The organism is Lelliottia wanjuensis (assembly GCF_030238365.1).
GTDB classification, from domain to species: Bacteria; Pseudomonadota; Gammaproteobacteria; order Enterobacterales; family Enterobacteriaceae; genus Enterobacter; species Enterobacter wanjuensis.
Genome location: NZ_JASSOT010000058.1, coordinates 67,905 through 85,862, shown reverse-complemented (window position 1 = coordinate 85,862; position 17,958 = coordinate 67,905). Strand labels below are relative to the sequence as shown.

The following is a 17,958-nucleotide window of genomic DNA, read 5'->3' as shown; positions in this document are numbered from 1 at the left end:
GTGTTCCATCTTTTCCGGCAAGGTAGTGATTGACGACAGCTAATCTGGTTTCGAGGGAATATTTTGGCTTTGCCATAAAAAACTGCACCTTAATCAGTTGGGTGTCCAACTTTTGGGGTGCAGTCCAAGTGCGGGCCTTTTTAACGCTTTTCAGCAACTCAAATTACAGAACGTCAACCGCGTTCAGCTCTTTGAATGCCTGCTCCAGACGGGTGATCATAGAGGTCTGGGCAGAACGCAGCCATACGCGTGGATCGTAGTATTTCTTGTTCGGCTGGTCTTCGCCTTTCGGGTTGCCCAGCTGGCCTTGCAGGTAAGCTTCGTTGGTTTTGTAGTACTGCAGGATGCCGTCCCAGGTTGCCCATTGGGTATCGGTATCGATGTTCATTTTGACTACACCGTAGCTTACGGAATCTTTGATTTCCTGAGCAGAAGAACCGGAACCGCCGTGGAAGACGAAGTTCAGGCTGTTGTGCGGCAGGTTGTGTTTCTTAGAAACGTATTCCTGAGAATCGCGCAGGATAGTCGGGGTCAGAACCACGTTACCTGGCTTGTAAACGCCGTGCACGTTACCGAAAGATGCCGCGATGGTGAAACGTGGGCTGATTTTGCTCAGCTCGGTGTACGCGTAATCAACGTCTTCTGGCTGGGTGTACAGTGCAGAAGCGTCCATGTGGCTGTTGTCCACGCCGTCTTCTTCACCGCCGGTGCAACCCAGTTCGATTTCCAGGGTCATGTCCATTTTGGACATACGCGCCAGGTATTTGGAGCAGATTTCGATGTTTTCGTGCAGTGACTCTTCAGACAGGTCGATCATGTGAGAAGAGAACAGTGGCTTACCGGTCGCTGCGAAGTGTTTTTCACCCGCGTCCAGCAGACCGTCGATCCACGGCAGCAGTTTCTTCGCGCAGTGGTCAGTGTGCAGGATAACTGGAACACCGTAGTGCTCAGCCATCTGGTGTACGTGGTGCGCACCAGAGATAGCGCCCAGGATTGCTGCGCCCTGAGGAACGTCAGTTTTCACGCCTTTACCGGCGATGAATGCTGCGCCACCGTTAGAGAACTGTACGATAACCGGCGCTTTAACTTTTGCAGCGGTTTCCAGTACGGCGTTAATGGAGTCGGTACCCACGCAGTTAACTGCCGGCAGAGCAAAGTTGTTTTCTTTAGCTACCTGGAACACTTTCTGAACGTCATCACCAGTGATCACGCCAGGTTTTACGAAATCAAAAATTTTAGACATGTTACGTAGTCCTGTATCTTCGGCCGTTAGAAAAGGTGCGAGCTCTAAAAAGCACGCTGAAATTTGGGCAGGTTTCCCTGCCCATGAATGGCTTACTTCTTAGCGCGCTCTTCGAGCATTGCTACTGCTGGCAGAACTTTGCCTTCCACGAATTCGAGGAATGCGCCGCCACCAGTGGAGATGTAGGAGATTTTGTCGGAAATACCGAACAGGTCGATAGCCGCCAGAGTATCGCCGCCGCCTGCGATGGAGAACGCTTCGCTGTCTGCGATTGCGTTAGCCACGATTTCAGTCCCTTTACGGAAGTTAGGGAATTCGAACACGCCAACCGGGCCATTCCACAGAATGGTTTTCGCGTTTTTCAGGATGTCAGCCAGTTTCTGTGCAGACACGTCGCCCAGGTCCAGGATCTGCTCTTCATCTTTGATGTCGTTAACAGATTTCAGGGTCGCGGTCGCGGTTTCAGAGAACTCGGTTGCCACGCGAACGTCCGTTGGGACTGGGATATCGCAGGTGGTCAGCAGACGTTTTGCTTCGTCAACCAGGTCCGCTTCGTACAGGGATTTACCGACGTTGTGGCCTTGAGCAGCAACGAAGGTGTTCGCGATACCACCGCCAACAATCAGCTGGTCAGCGATTTTAGACAGGGAATCCAGAACGGTCAGTTTGGTAGACACTTTAGAACCACCAACGATAGCAACCATTGGACGTGCTGGTTCTTTCAGTGCTTTACCCAGTGCTTCCAGTTCGTCAGCCAGCAGTGGACCTGCACAAGCGACGTCTGCGAATTTACCGATACCGTGAGTAGAAGCCTGCGCACGGTGAGCGGTACCGAATGCATCCATCACGAATACGTCGCACAGGGCAGCGTATTTCTTGGACAGCGCTTCGTCGTCTTTCTTCTCGCCTTTGTTGAAGCGAACGTTTTCCAGAACAACCAGTTCACCTGCAGCCACTTCCACGCCGTCCAGGTAATCTTTCACCAGACGTACCGGGTTAGACAGTTTGTCTTTCAGGTAGTTAACAACTGGCAGCAGAGAGAATTCTTCGTTGTACTCGCCTTCGGTCGGACGACCCAGGTGAGAGGTTACCATCACTTTCGCACCCTGTTTCAGTGCCAGTTCGATGGTTGGCAGAGAAGCACGAATACGCGCATCGCTGGTCACTTTGCCATCTTTAACAGGTACGTTCAGATCGGCACGGATGAAAACGCGTTTACCTGCCAGATCCAGATCGGTCATCTTAATTACAGACATGGTGAATCCTCTCGTTGATTCTTAAAGTTTTGCATGCGCACTTTGCGCCCTACCTGAAACCTTGTGCGGCCATGGCTAACGTGGTGTCGAGCATCCTGTTAGCAAAGCCCCATTCATTATCGCACCACACCAGCGTTTTGATGAGGTGAGCACCGCTGACCCGCGTCTGTGTGCCATCAACAATGGCACTGTGCGGATCGTGGTTAAAATCTACTGAGACCAACGGTAATTCCGTATAGTCAACTATACCATGAAATGCTCCCTGTGCTGCTTTTTGCAGCAACAGGTTGACTTCATTAGCTTTTACCGGTTTCTTCACGGTAACACTGAGGTCAATCGCGGTGACATTTATGGTCGGCACGCGAACCGCAATGGCTTCAAAACGATCGTTAAACTGGGGGAAAATACGGGTGATCCCCGCCGCCAGTTTCGTATCCACCGGAATGATGGACTGACTCGCCGCGCGCGTGCGACGAAGGTCCGGGTGATACGCGTCGATTACCTGCTGGTCGTGCATGGCGGAGTGGATCGTGGTGACTGTACCCGACTCAATGCCATACGCGTCGTCTAACAGTTTGATGACCGGAATAATGCAGTTTGTGGTGCAGGAGGCATTGGAGACAATACGGTGTTCGGCTTGCAGCTCGAGATGGTTCACGCCGTAGACGACGGTTGCGTCGAGATCGTGACCACCGGGATGGGAAAACAGCACTTTCTTCGCGCCTGCTGCCAGATGCGCCTCGCCGTGTTCGCGATTGCCGTACACGCCGGTGCAGTCCAGCACCACATCCACACCCAACTCACGCCACGGCAGCGCTTCAATGCTGCGCTCATGCAGGACGCGAATCACATCATCGCCGACGAACAGTTGCTCTCTTTCCTGGCGAACGTCCCAGGCAAAGCGCCCATGGCTGGTATCGTATTTCAACAAATGCGCCATACCCGCCGCGTCTGCCAGTTCATTGACAGCCACTACGGTGATTTCCGCCCGACGCCCGGATTCATATAAAGCACGAATCACGTTACGTCCGATGCGACCAAAGCCATTAATCGCTACGCGTACGGTCATAGGTCTCCTGCAAGGCTATCCCTGAATTGAAGTGGCTGAAAGAGTAATCCAGCTACGCTCAGAGGGGAATCCTTGCCTGTCACAAACTGCGACTGATTGGTCAATTGTCGAACATTTAATCGACTGAAACGCTTCAGCAAGAATAAGCGAAACGGGGAATAAAAGGAACGTTCACCCCGAGAGATTCGCCATTTATCTGACTTGCGTCACATTTCTTCGCCCATTTACGGCGGAATTATTCCACTCAGGCGAAAACATATTCGCCCTCTGCCGTCATCTGCAACGTCAGATCCGCCGGACGACTATGGCAAAGAACACGTTCGACGTTTGGACCGTCTGTGCGCAGGTAAAATGCCTCGGCATCTTCCTGAGATAAACCCCCTGCCCGCTTGCGCTGCACCAGGCGTTCGCGCAAAGCAGCAGCAGGCGCGCTGATAAACAGGGAAAAATCACAGAACTCACCCAAAGCGCGCCACTTATCGTCATCCAGCAGCAGCCAGTTGCCTTCCACAATCACCACGGGGGCCGTCACCCTGATGGCCGACTCCACCGGATCGTGTTTTTGCCGACTGTACTGGGGCCAGTCGCCATCCCCGTCGCGGATCTGACGCAAATTTGCCGCCAGCTTGTCGACGTCGAAGGTCTCGGGAGCGCCTTTAAAAGGCCGCAGATTGTGCGCATCCAGCCAGGCGTTGTAGTGGTGAAAACCATCCATCGGCAGCGTCTGGATTTCCGGTAAATCCGGGTCCTGGCGGGAGAGCGTTTCCCAGAACGTGGTCAGGGTCGACTTCCCCGTTCCCGGCGGTGCGCTCAGGAAAACAAGGGTTCGACGATGAGGGGTTAAAGCGTGGCGCTTCGCAATCTGTTGCAGCAGCGGGATATGAACGTTTTGAATCTCATGGTCTGAATAATACGCATCAATCTGCAATCCATTCACCATCAGGCCGATTTTCACGGGGTTAATTCCTTTATTATCGTCGTTATCGCCAGCGTTAATGCCGTCTTCACCATGGCAGTAAATCGAACTTCAGACCAGGCGGCAAAGTCGGCAAATTTCATTGCGTTGAGCGCATTGAATAACGTTGCGTTGCGGGTGATGGTGTTAACGTTGCTGATAAAATCCCAGGTAATTTCATCCGCAAAACCCGGGATCTCATCCTGCTCTCTGAGATACTGATAAAACTGGGAAAAATGGGTGATATCCGCATACAGCCATTTATCCATTTTCCCCAGCGCATAAATCAGACGCAAAGCAACATCAATATCATCCAGCGGCCCGCTTTGGGCGAGTAACGGCTTCACTGCATATTCGAGGATTTCTTCATCATTATTCACGAACAGCGACGGCAGGAAGTGCTTTATACTTCGCAGCAAAATGTCATTTGCCGTCGTCATAAACGAAAGTAAATTATCCTGAGCGTCCAGTTGCTCAAGCACATCATCTTCTGTCAGCGTCGTCATTCGTTTCTCGATAAATCACCATGAATGCAGAGAGTCTATTATATTACACGTTCGATCTGCGCCACCGATCAGTAAAGTTTGCGTGCGCACGCCGTTCGTGACCTGTTGAATACCGCTGACGAGATCGCCCCCTGTCACGCCGGTGGCCGAGAAGATAACGTCCTTCCCTTTCACCAACTCGCCAAGGGAATAGACGCGGTTGATCTCAACGCCCATCGCCTTGCAGCGGGTGCGTTCCTCCTCCGCCACCAGACGGTTTTCCGCCGACTCGCCTTTCGCCTGACAAAAATCGATCAGCTCCGCCTGCATATCCCCACCTAAGGCTTTGACGGCGCAGGCAGAGATCACCCCTTCCGGCGCACCACCGACGGTGTACATAACGTCATACTGATTGTCCTGCAGACAGGTCAGCACGCTGGCCGCCACGTCACCGTCCGGCAGAGCAAAGACCTTCACGCCAAGCCGTGTCGCCTCATTAATCGCCTCGCGCGATCGCGGCTTATCCAGCGTCACCATGCGCAGACGGTCCAGAGGCTTACCCAGCGCCAGCGCGACGTTACGCAGGTTGTCCGCCAGCGGGAGGGCAAGATTAATCGCCCCCTTCGCCTGCCGGTTGACCACCAGCTTTTTCATGTACATATCGGGGGCGTGAAGCAAACTGCCCTGAGGAGCAAAGGCCATGACGGCCAGGGCGTTGCTCTGCCCCATCGCCACCATGCGCGTGCCTTCGATCGGGTCCACGGCAATATCCACGTGAGGCCCGGCACCCTGCCCGACCTCTTCGCCAATCCACAGCATCGGCGCGCGGTCGATTTCGCCTTCGCCGATGACAATGCGCCCGCGAATGGCCATCTGATTGAGCGCCTGGCGCATCGCAGAAACCGCCAGCCCGTCGATTTTGTTTTTATCGCCGCACCCGATTTGCGGCCAGGCCGCCAGCGCGGCCTGTTCCGTGGTACGAAAGAGCGGCCATGCAAGTGACATCATGCCACCGCCTCCCCGGTATCTACGCCGAAGTGAGCCAGCAGATATTTCTCGGCCTGCTCGTTCCAGATGCCGTGGGTCTCGGCGACCAGCAGCGCGAGCTGTTTAAACAGCGGATCGGTTTTCCCTTTTTCGGCAAAATCAGCAATCGCCGTGAGGGGCATGGTGACACCGTTATAGATGAGCTTCTTGCCGCCAGGAATGTTGGGCAGGTTTAGCACCGTTTCAGGGACCGCATCCAGCCCACCGATGTGAGTGACCATGAACGAAGGCTGCAGTTTTCCGCAGGCACTGAGCGCAATCGCCTCTTTCATGTCGTCCGTGGAGCCGCCGGAAGTGCCGACAACGTGGGTGCTGTTGTAGTGCACGTTGTAGAAGTTAAAGGGCACCTTGAAGTTTTTATCCGTCGGTCCGGCGAAAAAGTTCAGGCAGCCATCTTCCGCCAGCAGCTCATCGGCCATCTCCACCACCGCCGGAACCGCGGCGTAGACAAAGACGTCGTCGAATCCGGCATCATCCGTGAGGGCGCGCAGCTCGGCTGTCGGGTCATTCATCTTTGCGGTGTTCACATAGATAAGCTCAATCCCCCTGGCCGCCGCCAGCTCAACGGGTAACAGTTTGCTCGCCTGCGCCAGTCGGGCTTCATCAATATCCACCACCACGATGCGCGAAGGCTGGATCCCGCCGTTGATGGCGTAATCAATCGCGCCGATCCCCATCGGCCCGGCGCAGGCCAGCAGCGCCAGATTTCCGCCGGGCTTTATTCCCATGCGATGTTCATACACATACTGGGTGGTGTGATAATTGGCGTTGTACGCGCCAATTATGCAGCACGTCGGTTCTGCCAGCGACGCGGCGGCAAAATAAGAACCGTGATAGGGCAAAACGCAGCCCATATTAACGGCCACTTCCGGAATAATCATATAAGTCGCATTGCCGCCAAAATATTCATAGCTGTAGCCGGCGGAATAGCCAGTGGGTAATCCCATGGCTGGCTGCAATACAAATCGCTGCCCTTTTTTATATTGTCCCGTGAGATTTTTCCCCACTTCAACAATCACACCCGCACATTCATGCCCGGTTATCACCGGATGGTTTTCTAAATCATCCGGCACGCGTTTGTGTTCGCTGCCTAATAATGCTGCTTTCCAAGTGGACAGGCAGACGCTGTCGGAAATCACACTCACCAGTAATTCATTATCGGTTATCGCGGGCAATTCGAATTCACGCAGACGTACATCGCCCTTGCCGTATATTGCAGCAACTTTCGTTTTCATAGTAAACCTCTACAACAGGCGTTAGATTTCAGCGGTCAGTTTTTTAAATAAAATGTCGAGCTGCGGGTCGCCGATATAATTATTAATCAGCACCAGCGGTTTTTCACAGACGCGTTTTACTCGTCCTTCCAGACTGGAATGTGTCACCACAATATCGGCATCATCCGGAACATTTTCGATGGCGTAATGTTTAACGTCGATGGCAAGGCCGTTTTTCTCAAGGCGCTTACGAAAAGTCGTCGCCCCCATCGCGCTGGAGCCCATACCCGCATCACACACAAACGCGATGCGTTGAACATGGCGCAGGGAAAACGCGCCCTCCTGCTTCATGTTTTTTACCGCTTTGGCTGACTCGGCAAACTGATCTTCACTTTCCGTTTCGACCGTTTTTTCCATTTTCAAAATTAACGCTGTAACAGCAAAGGTTACGAGGGTTCCGACCGCCACACCGGCAATGGTGGCTAAAAACGATCCCTTCGGCGTTAAGGCGAGATAGGCAAAGATAGACCCCGGACTCGGACCGGCCACCAGCCCGCCGCCCAGCAGATTGAAGGTCCAGGTTCCGCACATCCCGCCCGCAATCATCCCGATCAGGGTGAGCGGCTTCATCAGCACATACGGGAAGTAGAGTTCATGAATCCCGCCTAAGAAGTGGATAATCATCGCGCCCGGCGCGGAGCGTTTACTCATCCCCTTGCCAAAAAGGCTAAACGCCAGCAGCAACCCCAAGCCCGGCCCTGGGTTTGACGCCACCATAAAGAAGATCGATTTCCCGTCCACAGAGGCCTGCTGCATGCCCAGCGGATAGTACACGCCCTGATCGATGGCGTTGTTGAGGAAAAGAATTTTGGCCGGTTCATTGATGACCGAGAGCAGCGGCAAATAACCCGCGTGGACCAGCGCCTCAATGCACTCTTTCACGAAGTTGTTGGCAATCAGTACGGCCGGGCCAATCACTTCAAACCCCAGCAGGCACAGCAACATACCGGCGATACCGAGCGAGAAGTTATTGATCACCATCTCAAACCCGGCGGGAATACGTTTTTCCAGCACCCGGTCGATGTGTTTGATGATCAGGCCACCCAACGGCCCCATGATCATCGATCCCAAAAACATAGGAATATCAGCACCGATGATCACACCAATAGTACCGATACCGCCCATCACCGCACCGCGTTTACCACCAATGAGATGACCCCCGGTCGAACCAATCATCACCGGCAGCAAATAGGTAATCATAGGGCCGACGATTTTGGCGAAATGCTCATTCGGCAGCCAACCGGTGGGAATAAATAACGCCGTAATTAAACCCCAGGCAATAAAGGCACCGATATTGGGGATGACCATTGCGGTCAAAAAGCCCCCAAAAGCCTGGACTTTTGCGCGAGCACACTTATTTTCCATGATGTTATCCTGTGAAGGAAAGTAGGATTATGCGTGAGCGATAATATCCGCGAGCTGTTTTTCGGTATGACATTCTAACAGCGCGGCTAACTGATCATCTTCCGATAACAGTTCGCTGAGCGCCTGAATGGCACCAATATGTGAATCCGCGTCCGCAGCAGATAAACCAATTAAGAGTTTTACCGGCTCATTGGTTTCACTAAAAAAGACACCTTCCTGTAATAGAGTAAGGGACATGCCTGTTTTTAATGCGCCATATTCTGGCCTGGCATGGGGCATTGCCACGCCCGGAGCCAGAATATAATAAGGGCCATTATTCAACGTGGATTCTTTAATAGCGTCAATATACTGTGCATTAACATAATTTTGTTTCAGCAGCGGAGCCATGGATAAATCAATCGCCTCCTGCCAGTCTCGCGCCGCCTTTTTTACCGTGATAGATGCTTCAGGGAAATAATTGATTAGTCGCATGAGCACTCTCTTATTTTTAGGTACTGTAGGGTCTAAAAATAAAATACTCGCGCAAAAGGGTGAAAGCAAACAGGCGGGAATGGGGATACTGCTCGAAATCTTAATTTTGAAACTTGATAGATAACAATGCGTTATTTACTTAAATAAAAAATGCAACCCTATAAATGAGATCTGAATTACAAATACCACAAAAAGTCATTATATCAATTTGTGATACTAATCACTTTTAATCTCTTGCCAGATTGAAATTAAGTGATCGTGCTCATAAAAAAACCAGGTGATATTTCTATGCACCTGGCCTTGTTCCGTCGGCCCGGCTAACGAAATGCCGCCGGGCATGACTGCGATTACAGCAGTTCTTTCGCTTTCGCGACTACGTTCTCAACGGTGAAGCCGAACTCTTCGAACAGCAGTTCTGCAGGTGCAGACTCGCCGAAGGTGGTCATCCCGACGATAGCGCCGTTCAGGCCCACGTATTTGAACCAGTAGTCAGCGATACCCGCTTCTACGGCAACGCGCGCAGAAACCGCTTTTGGCAGTACGGATTCACGGTAAGCGGCATCCTGCTTGTCGAACGCGTCGGTAGACGGCATGGAAACCACGCGCGCTTTCACGCCTTCGGCAGACAGTTTGTCCCACGCAGCAACCGCCAGTTCAACTTCAGAACCGGTAGCGATGATGATCAGCTGCGGCTGCGAACCTGCGCAATCTTTCAGCACGTAACCTCCGCGAGCGATGTTAGCCAGCTGCTCTTCGGTACGATCCTGCTGTGCCAGGTTCTGACGGGAGAGGATCAGCGCGGTAGGACCGTCCTGACGCTCAACGCCATATTTCCACGCTACCGCGGACTCAACCTGGTCACATGGACGCCATGTGGACATGTTCGGGGTCACACGCAGAGACGCGACCTGCTCAACCGGCTGGTGAGTCGGGCCATCTTCGCCCAGACCGATAGAGTCGTGGGTGTAGACCATCACCTGACGCTGTTTCATCAGCGCAGCCATACGCACGGCGTTACGCGCATATTCCACGAACATCAGGAAGGTGGAGGTGTACGGCAGGAAACCGCCGTGCAGGGAAATACCGTTCGCAATCGCGGTCATACCGAATTCACGCACACCGTAATGGATGTAGTTACCGGCGGTATCTTCGTTGATCGCTTTAGAGCCAGACCAGATGGTCAGGTTAGACGGTGCCAGGTCAGCAGAGCCGCCGAGGAATTCTGGCAGCAGCGGACCGAAAGCTTCGATCGCATTCTGAGACGCTTTACGGCTGGCGATTTTCGCCGGGTTAGCCTGCAGTTTGGCGATGATTTCGTTCGCTTTCGCTGCGAAATCTTCCGGCATGTCACCTTTCATACGACGGGTGAATTCAGCCGCTTCCTGAGGGAAGGCTTTGGCGTAGGCCGCGAACTTCTCGTTCCAGACGGACTCTTTCGCCTGGCCTGCTTCTTTCGCGTCCCACTGAGCATAGATCTCAGACGGGATTTCGAATGGCGCATATTTCCAGCCCAGCTGTTCGCGGGTCAGCGCGATTTCTGCGTCGCCCAGCGGTGCGCCGTGGGAATCGTGGGTACCGGCTTTGTTTGGCGAACCGAAACCGATGATGGTTTTGCACATCAGCAGGGACGGTTTGTCAGTGACCGCACGCGCTTCTTCTACTGCGCGTTTGATCGCCGCTGCGTCGTGGCCATCAACGCCACGCACCACGTGCCAGCCGTAGGCTTCGAAACGTTTAGCGGTGTCGTCAGTGAACCAGCCTTCAACGTGACCATCGATGGAGATGCCGTTGTCATCGTAGAACGCTACCAGTTTGCCCAGTTTCAGGGTACCAGCCAGGGAGCACACTTCGTGAGAAATGCCTTCCATCATGCAGCCGTCGCCCATGAAGGCGTAGGTGAAGTGGTCAACGATGTCGTGGCCCGGACGGTTGAACTGCGCCGCCAGGGTTTTCTCAGCAATCGCCATACCCACCGCATTCGCAATACCCTGGCCCAGCGGACCGGTAGTGGTCTCAACGCCAGCGGTGTAACCCACTTCCGGGTGACCTGGGGTTTTGGAGTGCAGCTGACGGAAGTTCTTCAGCTCTTCGATTGGCAGCGCATAACCTGTGAGGTGCAACAGGCTATAGATCAGCATAGAGCCGTGGCCGTTGGACAGTACGAAACGGTCACGGTCAGCCCAGGACGGGTTCTGAGGGTTATGGTTCAGGAAATCACGCCACAGGACTTCGGCAATGTCAGCCATACCCATAGGGGCACCCGGGTGACCGGATTTGGCTTTCTGTACTGCGTCCATGCTCAGCGCACGAATAGCATTAGCAAGCTCTTTACGTGAGGACATTTTAACTCCAGATCGGACTGTTAAAGGCCGTGCCCTTGACGACAGCGCGTTTTGGGCTATGCCAGAAAAAAGTGCCAACAATGTAACCCAAGCGACAAAGCATGTACATGGAGCATTCTTTTGCCCTTTAAGAAATCTCTGGATCATGCTCGCATGTTGCGCAATCTACTCGCCCGGGCCTCCAGATATTCCTTATACTTAGCTCGACTGCGGCTTCGCTGCCGGAGCATTTTTCAGACTTTTTTCAGTTAACGAGTACGGAAGCAACATCATGAAAATGCGTGCAATAGTGCTGGCCCTGGGTACGACGCTGCTGCTGAGCGGCTGTCAAAATATGGATTCAAACGGTCTGATGAGTTCTGGTGCAGAGGCTTTCCAGGCCTATTCCCTGAGCGATGCGCAGGTCAAAGCCTTGAGCGATCAGGCGTGCAAAGACATGGACGCCAAAGCGACCATCGCCCCCGCCAGTAGCACGTACGCACAGCGTCTGAATAAGATTGCCGCCGCGCTGGGCGATAACATCAACGGTCAGCCGGTGAACTACAAAGTCTACATGGCGAAAGACGTGAACGCGTTTGCGATGGCGAACGGCTGTATCCGCGTCTACAGCGGCCTGATGGATATGATGACGGACAACGAAGTCGAAGCGGTGATCGGCCATGAAATGGGCCACGTCGCACTCGGTCACGTGAAGAAAGGGATGCAGGTAGCGCTCGGCACCAACGCCGTGCGTGCAGCGGCAGCCTCTGCGGGCGGGATCGTCGGTAGTCTGTCTCAGTCCCAGCTCGGCGACGTGGGTGAAAAACTGGTCAATTCCCAGTTCTCCCAGCGTCAGGAATCCGAAGCGGATGACTACTCTTACGATCTGTTGCGCAAACGCGGGATCAATCCGTCAGGGTTAGCCACCAGCTTTGAGAAACTGGCCAAACTGGAAGAAGGCCGTCAAAGCTCAATGTTTGACGATCACCCGGCTTCAGCCGAACGCGCGCAGCACATTCGCGATCGCATGGCGGCAGACGGCATTAAATAAAAAAAGCCGGGTGGCGGCTACGCCTTACCCGGCCTACAAAGGCCCGGTAAGCGCTGCGCCACCGGGCGATTTCTTGATTACTCGCCTTTCTTCGCCGCCTGGATGTAGAGCATTTCCAGCGCCAGCGTTGCCGCCGCCAGAGCGGTGATTTCAGACTGATCGTAAGCTGGCGCCACTTCCACGACGTCCATCCCCACGATATTCAGATCTTTCAGACCGCGAACCAGTTTGATTGCACGATCAGACGTCAGACCGCCGATCACCGGCGTACCGGTACCCGGTGCAAACGCAGGGTCCAGACAGTCGATGTCAAAGGTGAGATATACCGGCATATCGCCCACAATCTGCTTCACCTGAGCGATGATATCGTCCACGCCGCGATCGTTCACCTGGCAGGCGTCCAGCACGGTGAAGCCGTTGTCTTTGTCGAACTCAGTACGAATACCGATCTGCACAGAGTGGTTCGGATCGATCAGTCCTTCGTTCGGCGCAGTGTAGAACATGGTGCCGTGGTCAAACTCGCAGCCGTTCGCGTAGGTGTCGGTGTGGGCATCGAAATGGACCAGCGCCATTTTACCGAAATGCTTGGCGTGAGCACGCAGCAGCGGCAGCGTCACGAAGTGGTCACCGCCGAAAGAGAGCATACGCTTGCCGGCAGCCAGCAGTTTCTCGGCGTGCGCCTGTAGTTTTTCGCTCATCTCACGCGCGTCGCCGAAGGCATACACCAGGTCGCCGCAGTCGACGACGTTCAGGCGTTCGCGCATATCGAAGTTCCACGGGAAGCGGTTGTGCTCCCAGGCCAGGTTGGTGGAAACCTGACGGATCGCCGCCGGGCCGTGACGGCCACCGGCACGACCGGAAGTCGCCATATCAAACGGAACGCCGGTGATGACCCAGTCAGCGTCGCTGTCGTACGGCTGGAAGTTCATCGGAAGACGTAAAAAACCAAACGCGTTAGATACCAGAGAGTTGTCGTACTGATGACCTAAAGTGCTCATGTCCTGACCTCGTGTAGAGTCGATACAAGAAAATAGATGAAAAAAAATCCCCTCCGCGTCGTTAAACCCGACGAGGAAGGGATTGATTCGGAAACTGCATATTGGGGCGAATTATCGCCGTTAATTCGTACAGGTTCAAGTATCCCGTAGGCCCGGTAAGCGCAGCGCCACCGGGCACGAGCGGTTACTCGTCTTCCAGATAGGTGTACCCGTACAGACCCGCTTCAAACTCTTCCAGGAACTGCTGCTGTAGCGCGGCATCCAGGTCGGTGTTTTTCACCTGATCGCGGAACTGAGTCAGCAGTTTTTTCGGATCCAGCTGCACGTATTCCAGCATATCCGCCACGGTGTCGCCCTCGTCGGAAAGCTCCACTTCGACGTTGCCGTCAGGGAAGACAAACACGTCAACCGCTTCGGTATCCCCGAACAGGTTATGCATGTTGCCCAAAATTTCCTGATAGGCGCCGACCATAAAGAAGCCCAGCATTGGTGGGTTCTCTGGATCGTACTCCGGCATCGGCATGGTGGTGGCGATCCCGTCGCCGTCCACGTAGTGATCGATAGCCCCGTCGGAGTCGCAGGTGATATCCAGCAGCACCGCGCGGCGTTCCGGCGCGTGATTCAGCCCTTCCAGCGGCAGAACCGGGAACAGCTGATCGATACCCCAGGCATCCGGCATCGACTGGAACAGGGAGAAGTTGACGTAAATCTTATCCGCCATACGTTCCTGCAGTTCGTCGATAATCGGACGGTGCGCACGGTTGCTCGGGTCGAGCTGTTTCTGCACTTCGTGACACATATTCAGATACAGCTGCTCTGCCCAGGCACGCTCCTGCAGGCTGAAGGTTCCCGATGAATAGCCGACGTGAATGTCGTGCAGATCCATCTGGCTGTCGTGCAGCCATTCGCGCAGGGAGCGACGGTTGCCCGGCTCATGCATCTCCTGCCAGGTTTCCCACATGTTCTGCAGGGCACGCGGCGCATCGTCCTGCGGCGGGGTCGCTTCGGTATTTTCGCTACGTTCCACGCCGATGATGTTGGAGACCAGCACCGTGTGGTGCGCAGTCACCGCACGACCAGACTCGGTGATCACCGTTGGATGCGGCAAACCGTTCTCTTCGCAGGCATCGCCGATCGCCCAGATAATGTTGTTGGCGTATTCGTTCAGGCCGTAGTTCACGGAGCAGTCAGACTGCGAGCGCGTGCCTTCATAGTCCACGCCCAAACCGCCGCCCACATCGAAGCACTCGATGTTCACGCCAAGCTTATGCAACTCAACGTAGAAACGCGCGGATTCACGTACGCCCGTGGCGATATCGCGAATGTTGGCCATCTGCGAACCGAGGTGGAAGTGCAGCAGCTGGATGCTGTCCAGACGACCGCGCTCGCGCAGCATTTCCACCAGCTGCAGAACCTGCCCTGCCGCCAGACCGAATTTGGATTTTTCGCCGCCCGAGGACTGCCATTTACCGGAGCCCTGGGACGCCAGACGCGCACGCACGCCGAGGCGCGGCACCACGTTCAGACGCTCGGCTTCTTCCAGCACGATGGCAATTTCAGTCATCTTCTCGATAACCAGATAGACCTTGTGGCCCATCTTCTCGCCAATCAACGCCAGACGAATGTATTCGCGGTCTTTATAGCCGTTACAGACGATCACCGAGCGCGTCATACCGGCGTGCGCCAGTACCGCCATCAGTTCCGCTTTAGAACCGGCTTCCAGACCCAGTGGTTCACCGGAGTGGATCAGGGATTCAATGACGCGACGATGCTGGTTAACCTTAATCGGATAGACCAGGAAGTAGTCGCCCTTGTAACCATAGGACTCACGCGCACGTTTGAACGCGGCGTTGATGGAGCGCAAACGATGTTGCAGGATCTGCGGGAAGCAGAACAGTGCAGGCAGACGTTGGCCTTGCGCTTCGCGCGCTTTCACCAGTTTGGCGAGATCCACACGAGCTTCCGGTACGTCAGGATCCGGGCAAACGCTGATGTGGCCCAGTTCGTTGACGTCGTAGTAGTTATTACCCCACCAGGCAATATTGTATGTGCGCAGCATCTTGCTGGCCTCTTCGGAGCTCATCGCAACCTCCTGCATAGAACGTAGTACACCCTGTTCGCCCGCTGACGAAGGCGAAACCGAAGACATGTCGTCAGACATAGCGAACCTCAACTCTTTGTATTAAGTGTAAAACAGTTGACTACTATCGCAGTGTCACACCGCGATAACAACCCATAAACGGCCCCGTCTTCCAGCAGAGTGTGCTGAAATCCAGACCGTGCGACCGGTTTCTTATTCATATCATTGTAAAACACGTAACCGAACTCTGTATGACAAGGTTCGGAGAAACCACGAGATAACTCCTGAATTAACAAGAGCGCCCTTGTTCAGTTTTCACAAAGCGGATGGCCGGCCCTGGAATCCTGAGAAGCACCGAAATGGGTATAACATCGGCAGGTTTGCAGAATAGAAATGCGAGTAGCGGGAAACAGACGTACGCCAGAACGGCGTAACTGAGTTAGCGGAAAACGATGGTTCATTATCGGGTATCACCTCCACGGCCGCCTTCAGAAGACGAACCTCAAGCCAAAGCTAAGTATTCACTGCTCAACCCGGCTGGAAGTGGCGACACGATGAAATCATCGAGCGCTTTTTTGTATGAGCCGCGCGCCGCGTTTTATACCGATAAGAGGGGCAAAATGCAAAACATTAATGCGCACCTTGCCAGTACCGTCAGGAAAAATTTCCACCTGCGATTTCAGCACAATGAGAGCGGGGTCAAAAAAAACTGGAAATCGGGCGAAGAAGTGACCTAAAATAGCCGTCCAGATGTTAATCCATCTATACTGATTAACACTCAGACTGCCGGTGTTATTTACCTGCAGGTCTTGGTAGAATCGTCTTCTACGGCCATTGCGCACAGCAGTTTGAGCTTACCAAATACTCCTTAGGTGAAATATAACATGGCAAAACACCTGTTTACGTCCGAGTCTGTATCAGAAGGGCATCCTGATAAAATCGCTGACCAAATCTCCGATGCAGTGCTGGATGCGATCCTGGAACAGGATCCTAAAGCGCGCGTGGCGTGCGAAACCTATGTCAAAACTGGCATGGTTCTGGTTGGTGGTGAGATCACCACCAGTGCATGGGTTGATATCGAAGAGATCACCCGTAACACCGTGCGTGAAATCGGCTACGTGCATTCTGATATGGGCTTTGATGCCAACTCTTGCGCCGTTTTGAGCGCGATTGGCAAACAGTCCCCGGACATCAACCAGGGCGTTGACCGTACCGACCCGCTCGAGCAGGGTGCTGGCGACCAGGGCCTGATGTTTGGCTATGCAACCAACGAAACCGACGTGCTGATGCCTGCGCCAATCACTTACGCCCACCGTCTGGTGCAGCGTCAGGCTGAAGTGCGTAAAAACGGCACGCTGCCGTGGCTGCGCCCGGATGCAAAAAGCCAGATCACTTTCCAGTATGACGACGGCAAAATCGTCGGCATCGACGCGGTTGTTCTGTCGACTCAGCACTCCGAAGACGTTGCGCTTAAAACGCTGCAGGAAGCGGTAATGGAAGAGATCATTAAGCCGGTTCTGCCTGCAGAATGGCTGAATGCCTCGACCAAATACCACATCAACCCGACTGGCCGTTTTGTTATCGGTGGCCCAATGGGCGACTGCGGTCTGACCGGTCGTAAGATCATCGTTGATACCTACGGCGGCATGGCTCGTCACGGTGGCGGCGCGTTCTCCGGTAAAGATCCGTCTAAAGTTGACCGCTCTGCGGCATACGCGGCACGTTATGTGGCGAAAAACATCGTTGCTGCAGGCCTGGCCGATCGCTGTGAGATTCAGGTCTCCTACGCTATCGGCGTGGCAGAACCGACCTCCATCATGGTCGAAACCTTCGGTACCGAGAAGATCTCTACCGAACAGCTGACCCTGCTGGTGCGCGAGTTCTTCGACCTGCGTCCATACGGCCTGATCCAGATGCTGGATCTGCTGCACCCAATCTACAAAGAAACCGCTGCATACGGTCACTTTGGTCGCGAACATTTCCCATGGGAAAAAACCGACAAAGCCGCCCTGCTGCGTGAAGCTGCCGGTCTGAAGTAATCGACCGATAGCGTTTGAAAAGGCCAGCCTTGTGCTGGCCTTTTGCATTTGTGCGCGCTGCCTTTGTCGGGTGGAGCTGCGCTTACCCGACCTACGAGTTACGGTTTTGTAGGTCGGGTAAGGCGTAGCCGCCACCCGACAAAAAACCACCTAATGAAACCGCTTACACCACCCTCTACAGCCCTTCATTTCAGATTAATCTCTTTGCATGTTCTGCCTTCATCTGCTGTTACATTTCATTTCAGTTAAGTCCTAAACTGCGCCAAACGGGATGCGCATCAACAGAATTAACACTATATTTTCA

17 protein-coding genes are annotated in these 17,958 nt (G+C 54.0%); 3 read left to right on the top strand and 14 right to left on the bottom strand.

From position 1 onward, the window contains the following. Positions 1-163: 163 nt before the first annotated feature. From fbaA to tkt, 10 genes are all read right to left on the bottom strand, one after another. Positions 164-1,243 carry a class II fructose-bisphosphate aldolase gene (gene fbaA, locus QQF33_RS10945; RefSeq protein ID WP_095283281.1) on the bottom strand — a complete coding sequence of 360 codons (1,080 nt, stop codon included), beginning with the start codon at positions 1,241-1,243 and terminating at the stop codon, positions 164-166. Positions 1,244-1,335: 92 nt separating this feature from the next. After that, a complete protein-coding gene (gene pgk / locus QQF33_RS10940) occupies positions 1,336-2,499 on the bottom strand; it encodes a phosphoglycerate kinase (RefSeq protein WP_282494410.1) in 1,164 nt (387 codons plus the stop codon). 49 nt (positions 2,500-2,548) lie between these two features. Further along, on the bottom strand, positions 2,549-3,568 hold the full coding sequence (gene epd, locus QQF33_RS10935; RefSeq protein WP_285148382.1) for an erythrose-4-phosphate dehydrogenase: 1,020 nt from the start codon (positions 3,566-3,568) through the stop codon (positions 2,549-2,551). Positions 3,569-3,812: 244 nt separating this feature from the next. Continuing rightward, complete coding sequence (locus QQF33_RS10930; RefSeq protein ID WP_285148380.1) at positions 3,813-4,523, bottom strand: nucleoside/nucleotide kinase family protein; 711 nt, start codon at positions 4,521-4,523, stop codon at positions 3,813-3,815. Then, positions 4,520-5,029 carry an MltR family transcriptional regulator gene (locus tag QQF33_RS10925; RefSeq protein ID WP_282494407.1) on the bottom strand — a complete coding sequence of 170 codons (510 nt, stop codon included), beginning with the start codon at positions 5,027-5,029 and terminating at the stop codon, positions 4,520-4,522. The genes QQF33_RS10930 and QQF33_RS10925 overlap by 4 nt, the downstream gene beginning before the upstream one ends. 15 nt (positions 5,030-5,044) lie before the next feature. After that, the gene (gene glpX, locus QQF33_RS10920) at positions 5,045-6,016 is read right to left on the bottom strand and encodes a class II fructose-bisphosphatase (RefSeq protein WP_285148378.1); all 972 of its coding nucleotides are present in this window, start codon (positions 6,014-6,016) and stop codon (positions 5,045-5,047) included. Continuing rightward, positions 6,013-7,290 carry a zinc-binding dehydrogenase gene (locus QQF33_RS10915; protein ID WP_285148376.1) on the bottom strand — a complete coding sequence of 426 codons (1,278 nt, stop codon included), beginning with the start codon at positions 7,288-7,290 and terminating at the stop codon, positions 6,013-6,015. The genes glpX and QQF33_RS10915 overlap by 4 nt, the downstream gene beginning before the upstream one ends. A gap of 21 nt (positions 7,291-7,311) precedes the next feature. Next, a complete protein-coding gene (locus tag QQF33_RS10910; protein ID WP_285143810.1) occupies positions 7,312-8,694 on the bottom strand; it encodes a PTS mannitol transporter subunit IICB in 1,383 nt (460 codons plus the stop codon). A gap of 27 nt (positions 8,695-8,721) precedes the next feature. Then, entirely contained in the window at positions 8,722-9,165 is a 444-nt protein-coding gene (gene cmtB, locus QQF33_RS10905) for a PTS mannitol transporter subunit IIA (protein ID WP_285148373.1), read from the bottom strand. A 347-nt stretch (positions 9,166-9,512) separates the two neighbouring features. Beyond that, complete coding sequence (gene tkt, locus QQF33_RS10900) at positions 9,513-11,507, bottom strand: transketolase (protein ID WP_095283284.1); 1,995 nt, start codon at positions 11,505-11,507, stop codon at positions 9,513-9,515. Between the two features lie 271 nt (positions 11,508-11,778). Here tkt and loiP point away from each other — a divergent pair, with 271 nt between their 5' ends. Further along, positions 11,779-12,537: a metalloprotease LoiP gene (loiP, locus tag QQF33_RS10895; protein WP_095283285.1), complete on the top strand. Its 759-nt coding sequence runs from the start codon at positions 11,779-11,781 to the stop codon at positions 12,535-12,537. 77 nt (positions 12,538-12,614) lie between these two features. Here loiP and speB read toward each other — a convergent pair whose 3' ends face one another. The 4 genes from speB to QQF33_RS25925 all read right to left on the bottom strand — a co-directional run bounded on the left by speB (position 12,615) and on the right by QQF33_RS25925 (position 16,076). Then, positions 12,615-13,535: an agmatinase gene (gene speB / locus QQF33_RS10890; protein WP_002434404.1), complete on the bottom strand. Its 921-nt coding sequence runs from the start codon at positions 13,533-13,535 to the stop codon at positions 12,615-12,617. A 184-nt stretch (positions 13,536-13,719) separates the two neighbouring features. After that, a complete protein-coding gene (gene speA, locus QQF33_RS10885; protein ID WP_282494402.1) occupies positions 13,720-15,696 on the bottom strand; it encodes a biosynthetic arginine decarboxylase in 1,977 nt (658 codons plus the stop codon). An 8-nt stretch (positions 15,697-15,704) separates the two neighbouring features. Next, positions 15,705-15,836, bottom strand: coding sequence for an acid stress response protein YqgB (yqgB, locus tag QQF33_RS10880; protein WP_285143996.1), 132 nt, complete (start codon positions 15,834-15,836; stop codon positions 15,705-15,707). An 87-nt stretch (positions 15,837-15,923) separates the two neighbouring features. Continuing rightward, positions 15,924-16,076 carry a hypothetical protein gene (locus QQF33_RS25925; protein ID WP_452233245.1) on the bottom strand — a complete coding sequence of 51 codons (153 nt, stop codon included), beginning with the start codon at positions 16,074-16,076 and terminating at the stop codon, positions 15,924-15,926. On the opposite strand from QQF33_RS25925, the gene yqgC reads away from it, so the two are divergent. Then, positions 16,068-16,352 (top strand): protein YqgC, encoded by a 285-nt coding sequence (gene yqgC / locus QQF33_RS10875; RefSeq protein WP_285143812.1) that lies wholly within the window; start codon positions 16,068-16,070, stop codon positions 16,350-16,352. The two genes, QQF33_RS25925 and yqgC, sit on opposite strands and share 9 nt — an antisense overlap. A 147-nt stretch (positions 16,353-16,499) precedes the next feature. Continuing rightward, positions 16,500-17,654, top strand: coding sequence for a methionine adenosyltransferase (gene metK / locus QQF33_RS10870; RefSeq protein ID WP_095283288.1), 1,155 nt, complete (start codon positions 16,500-16,502; stop codon positions 17,652-17,654). Positions 17,655-17,958 lie beyond the last annotated feature (304 nt).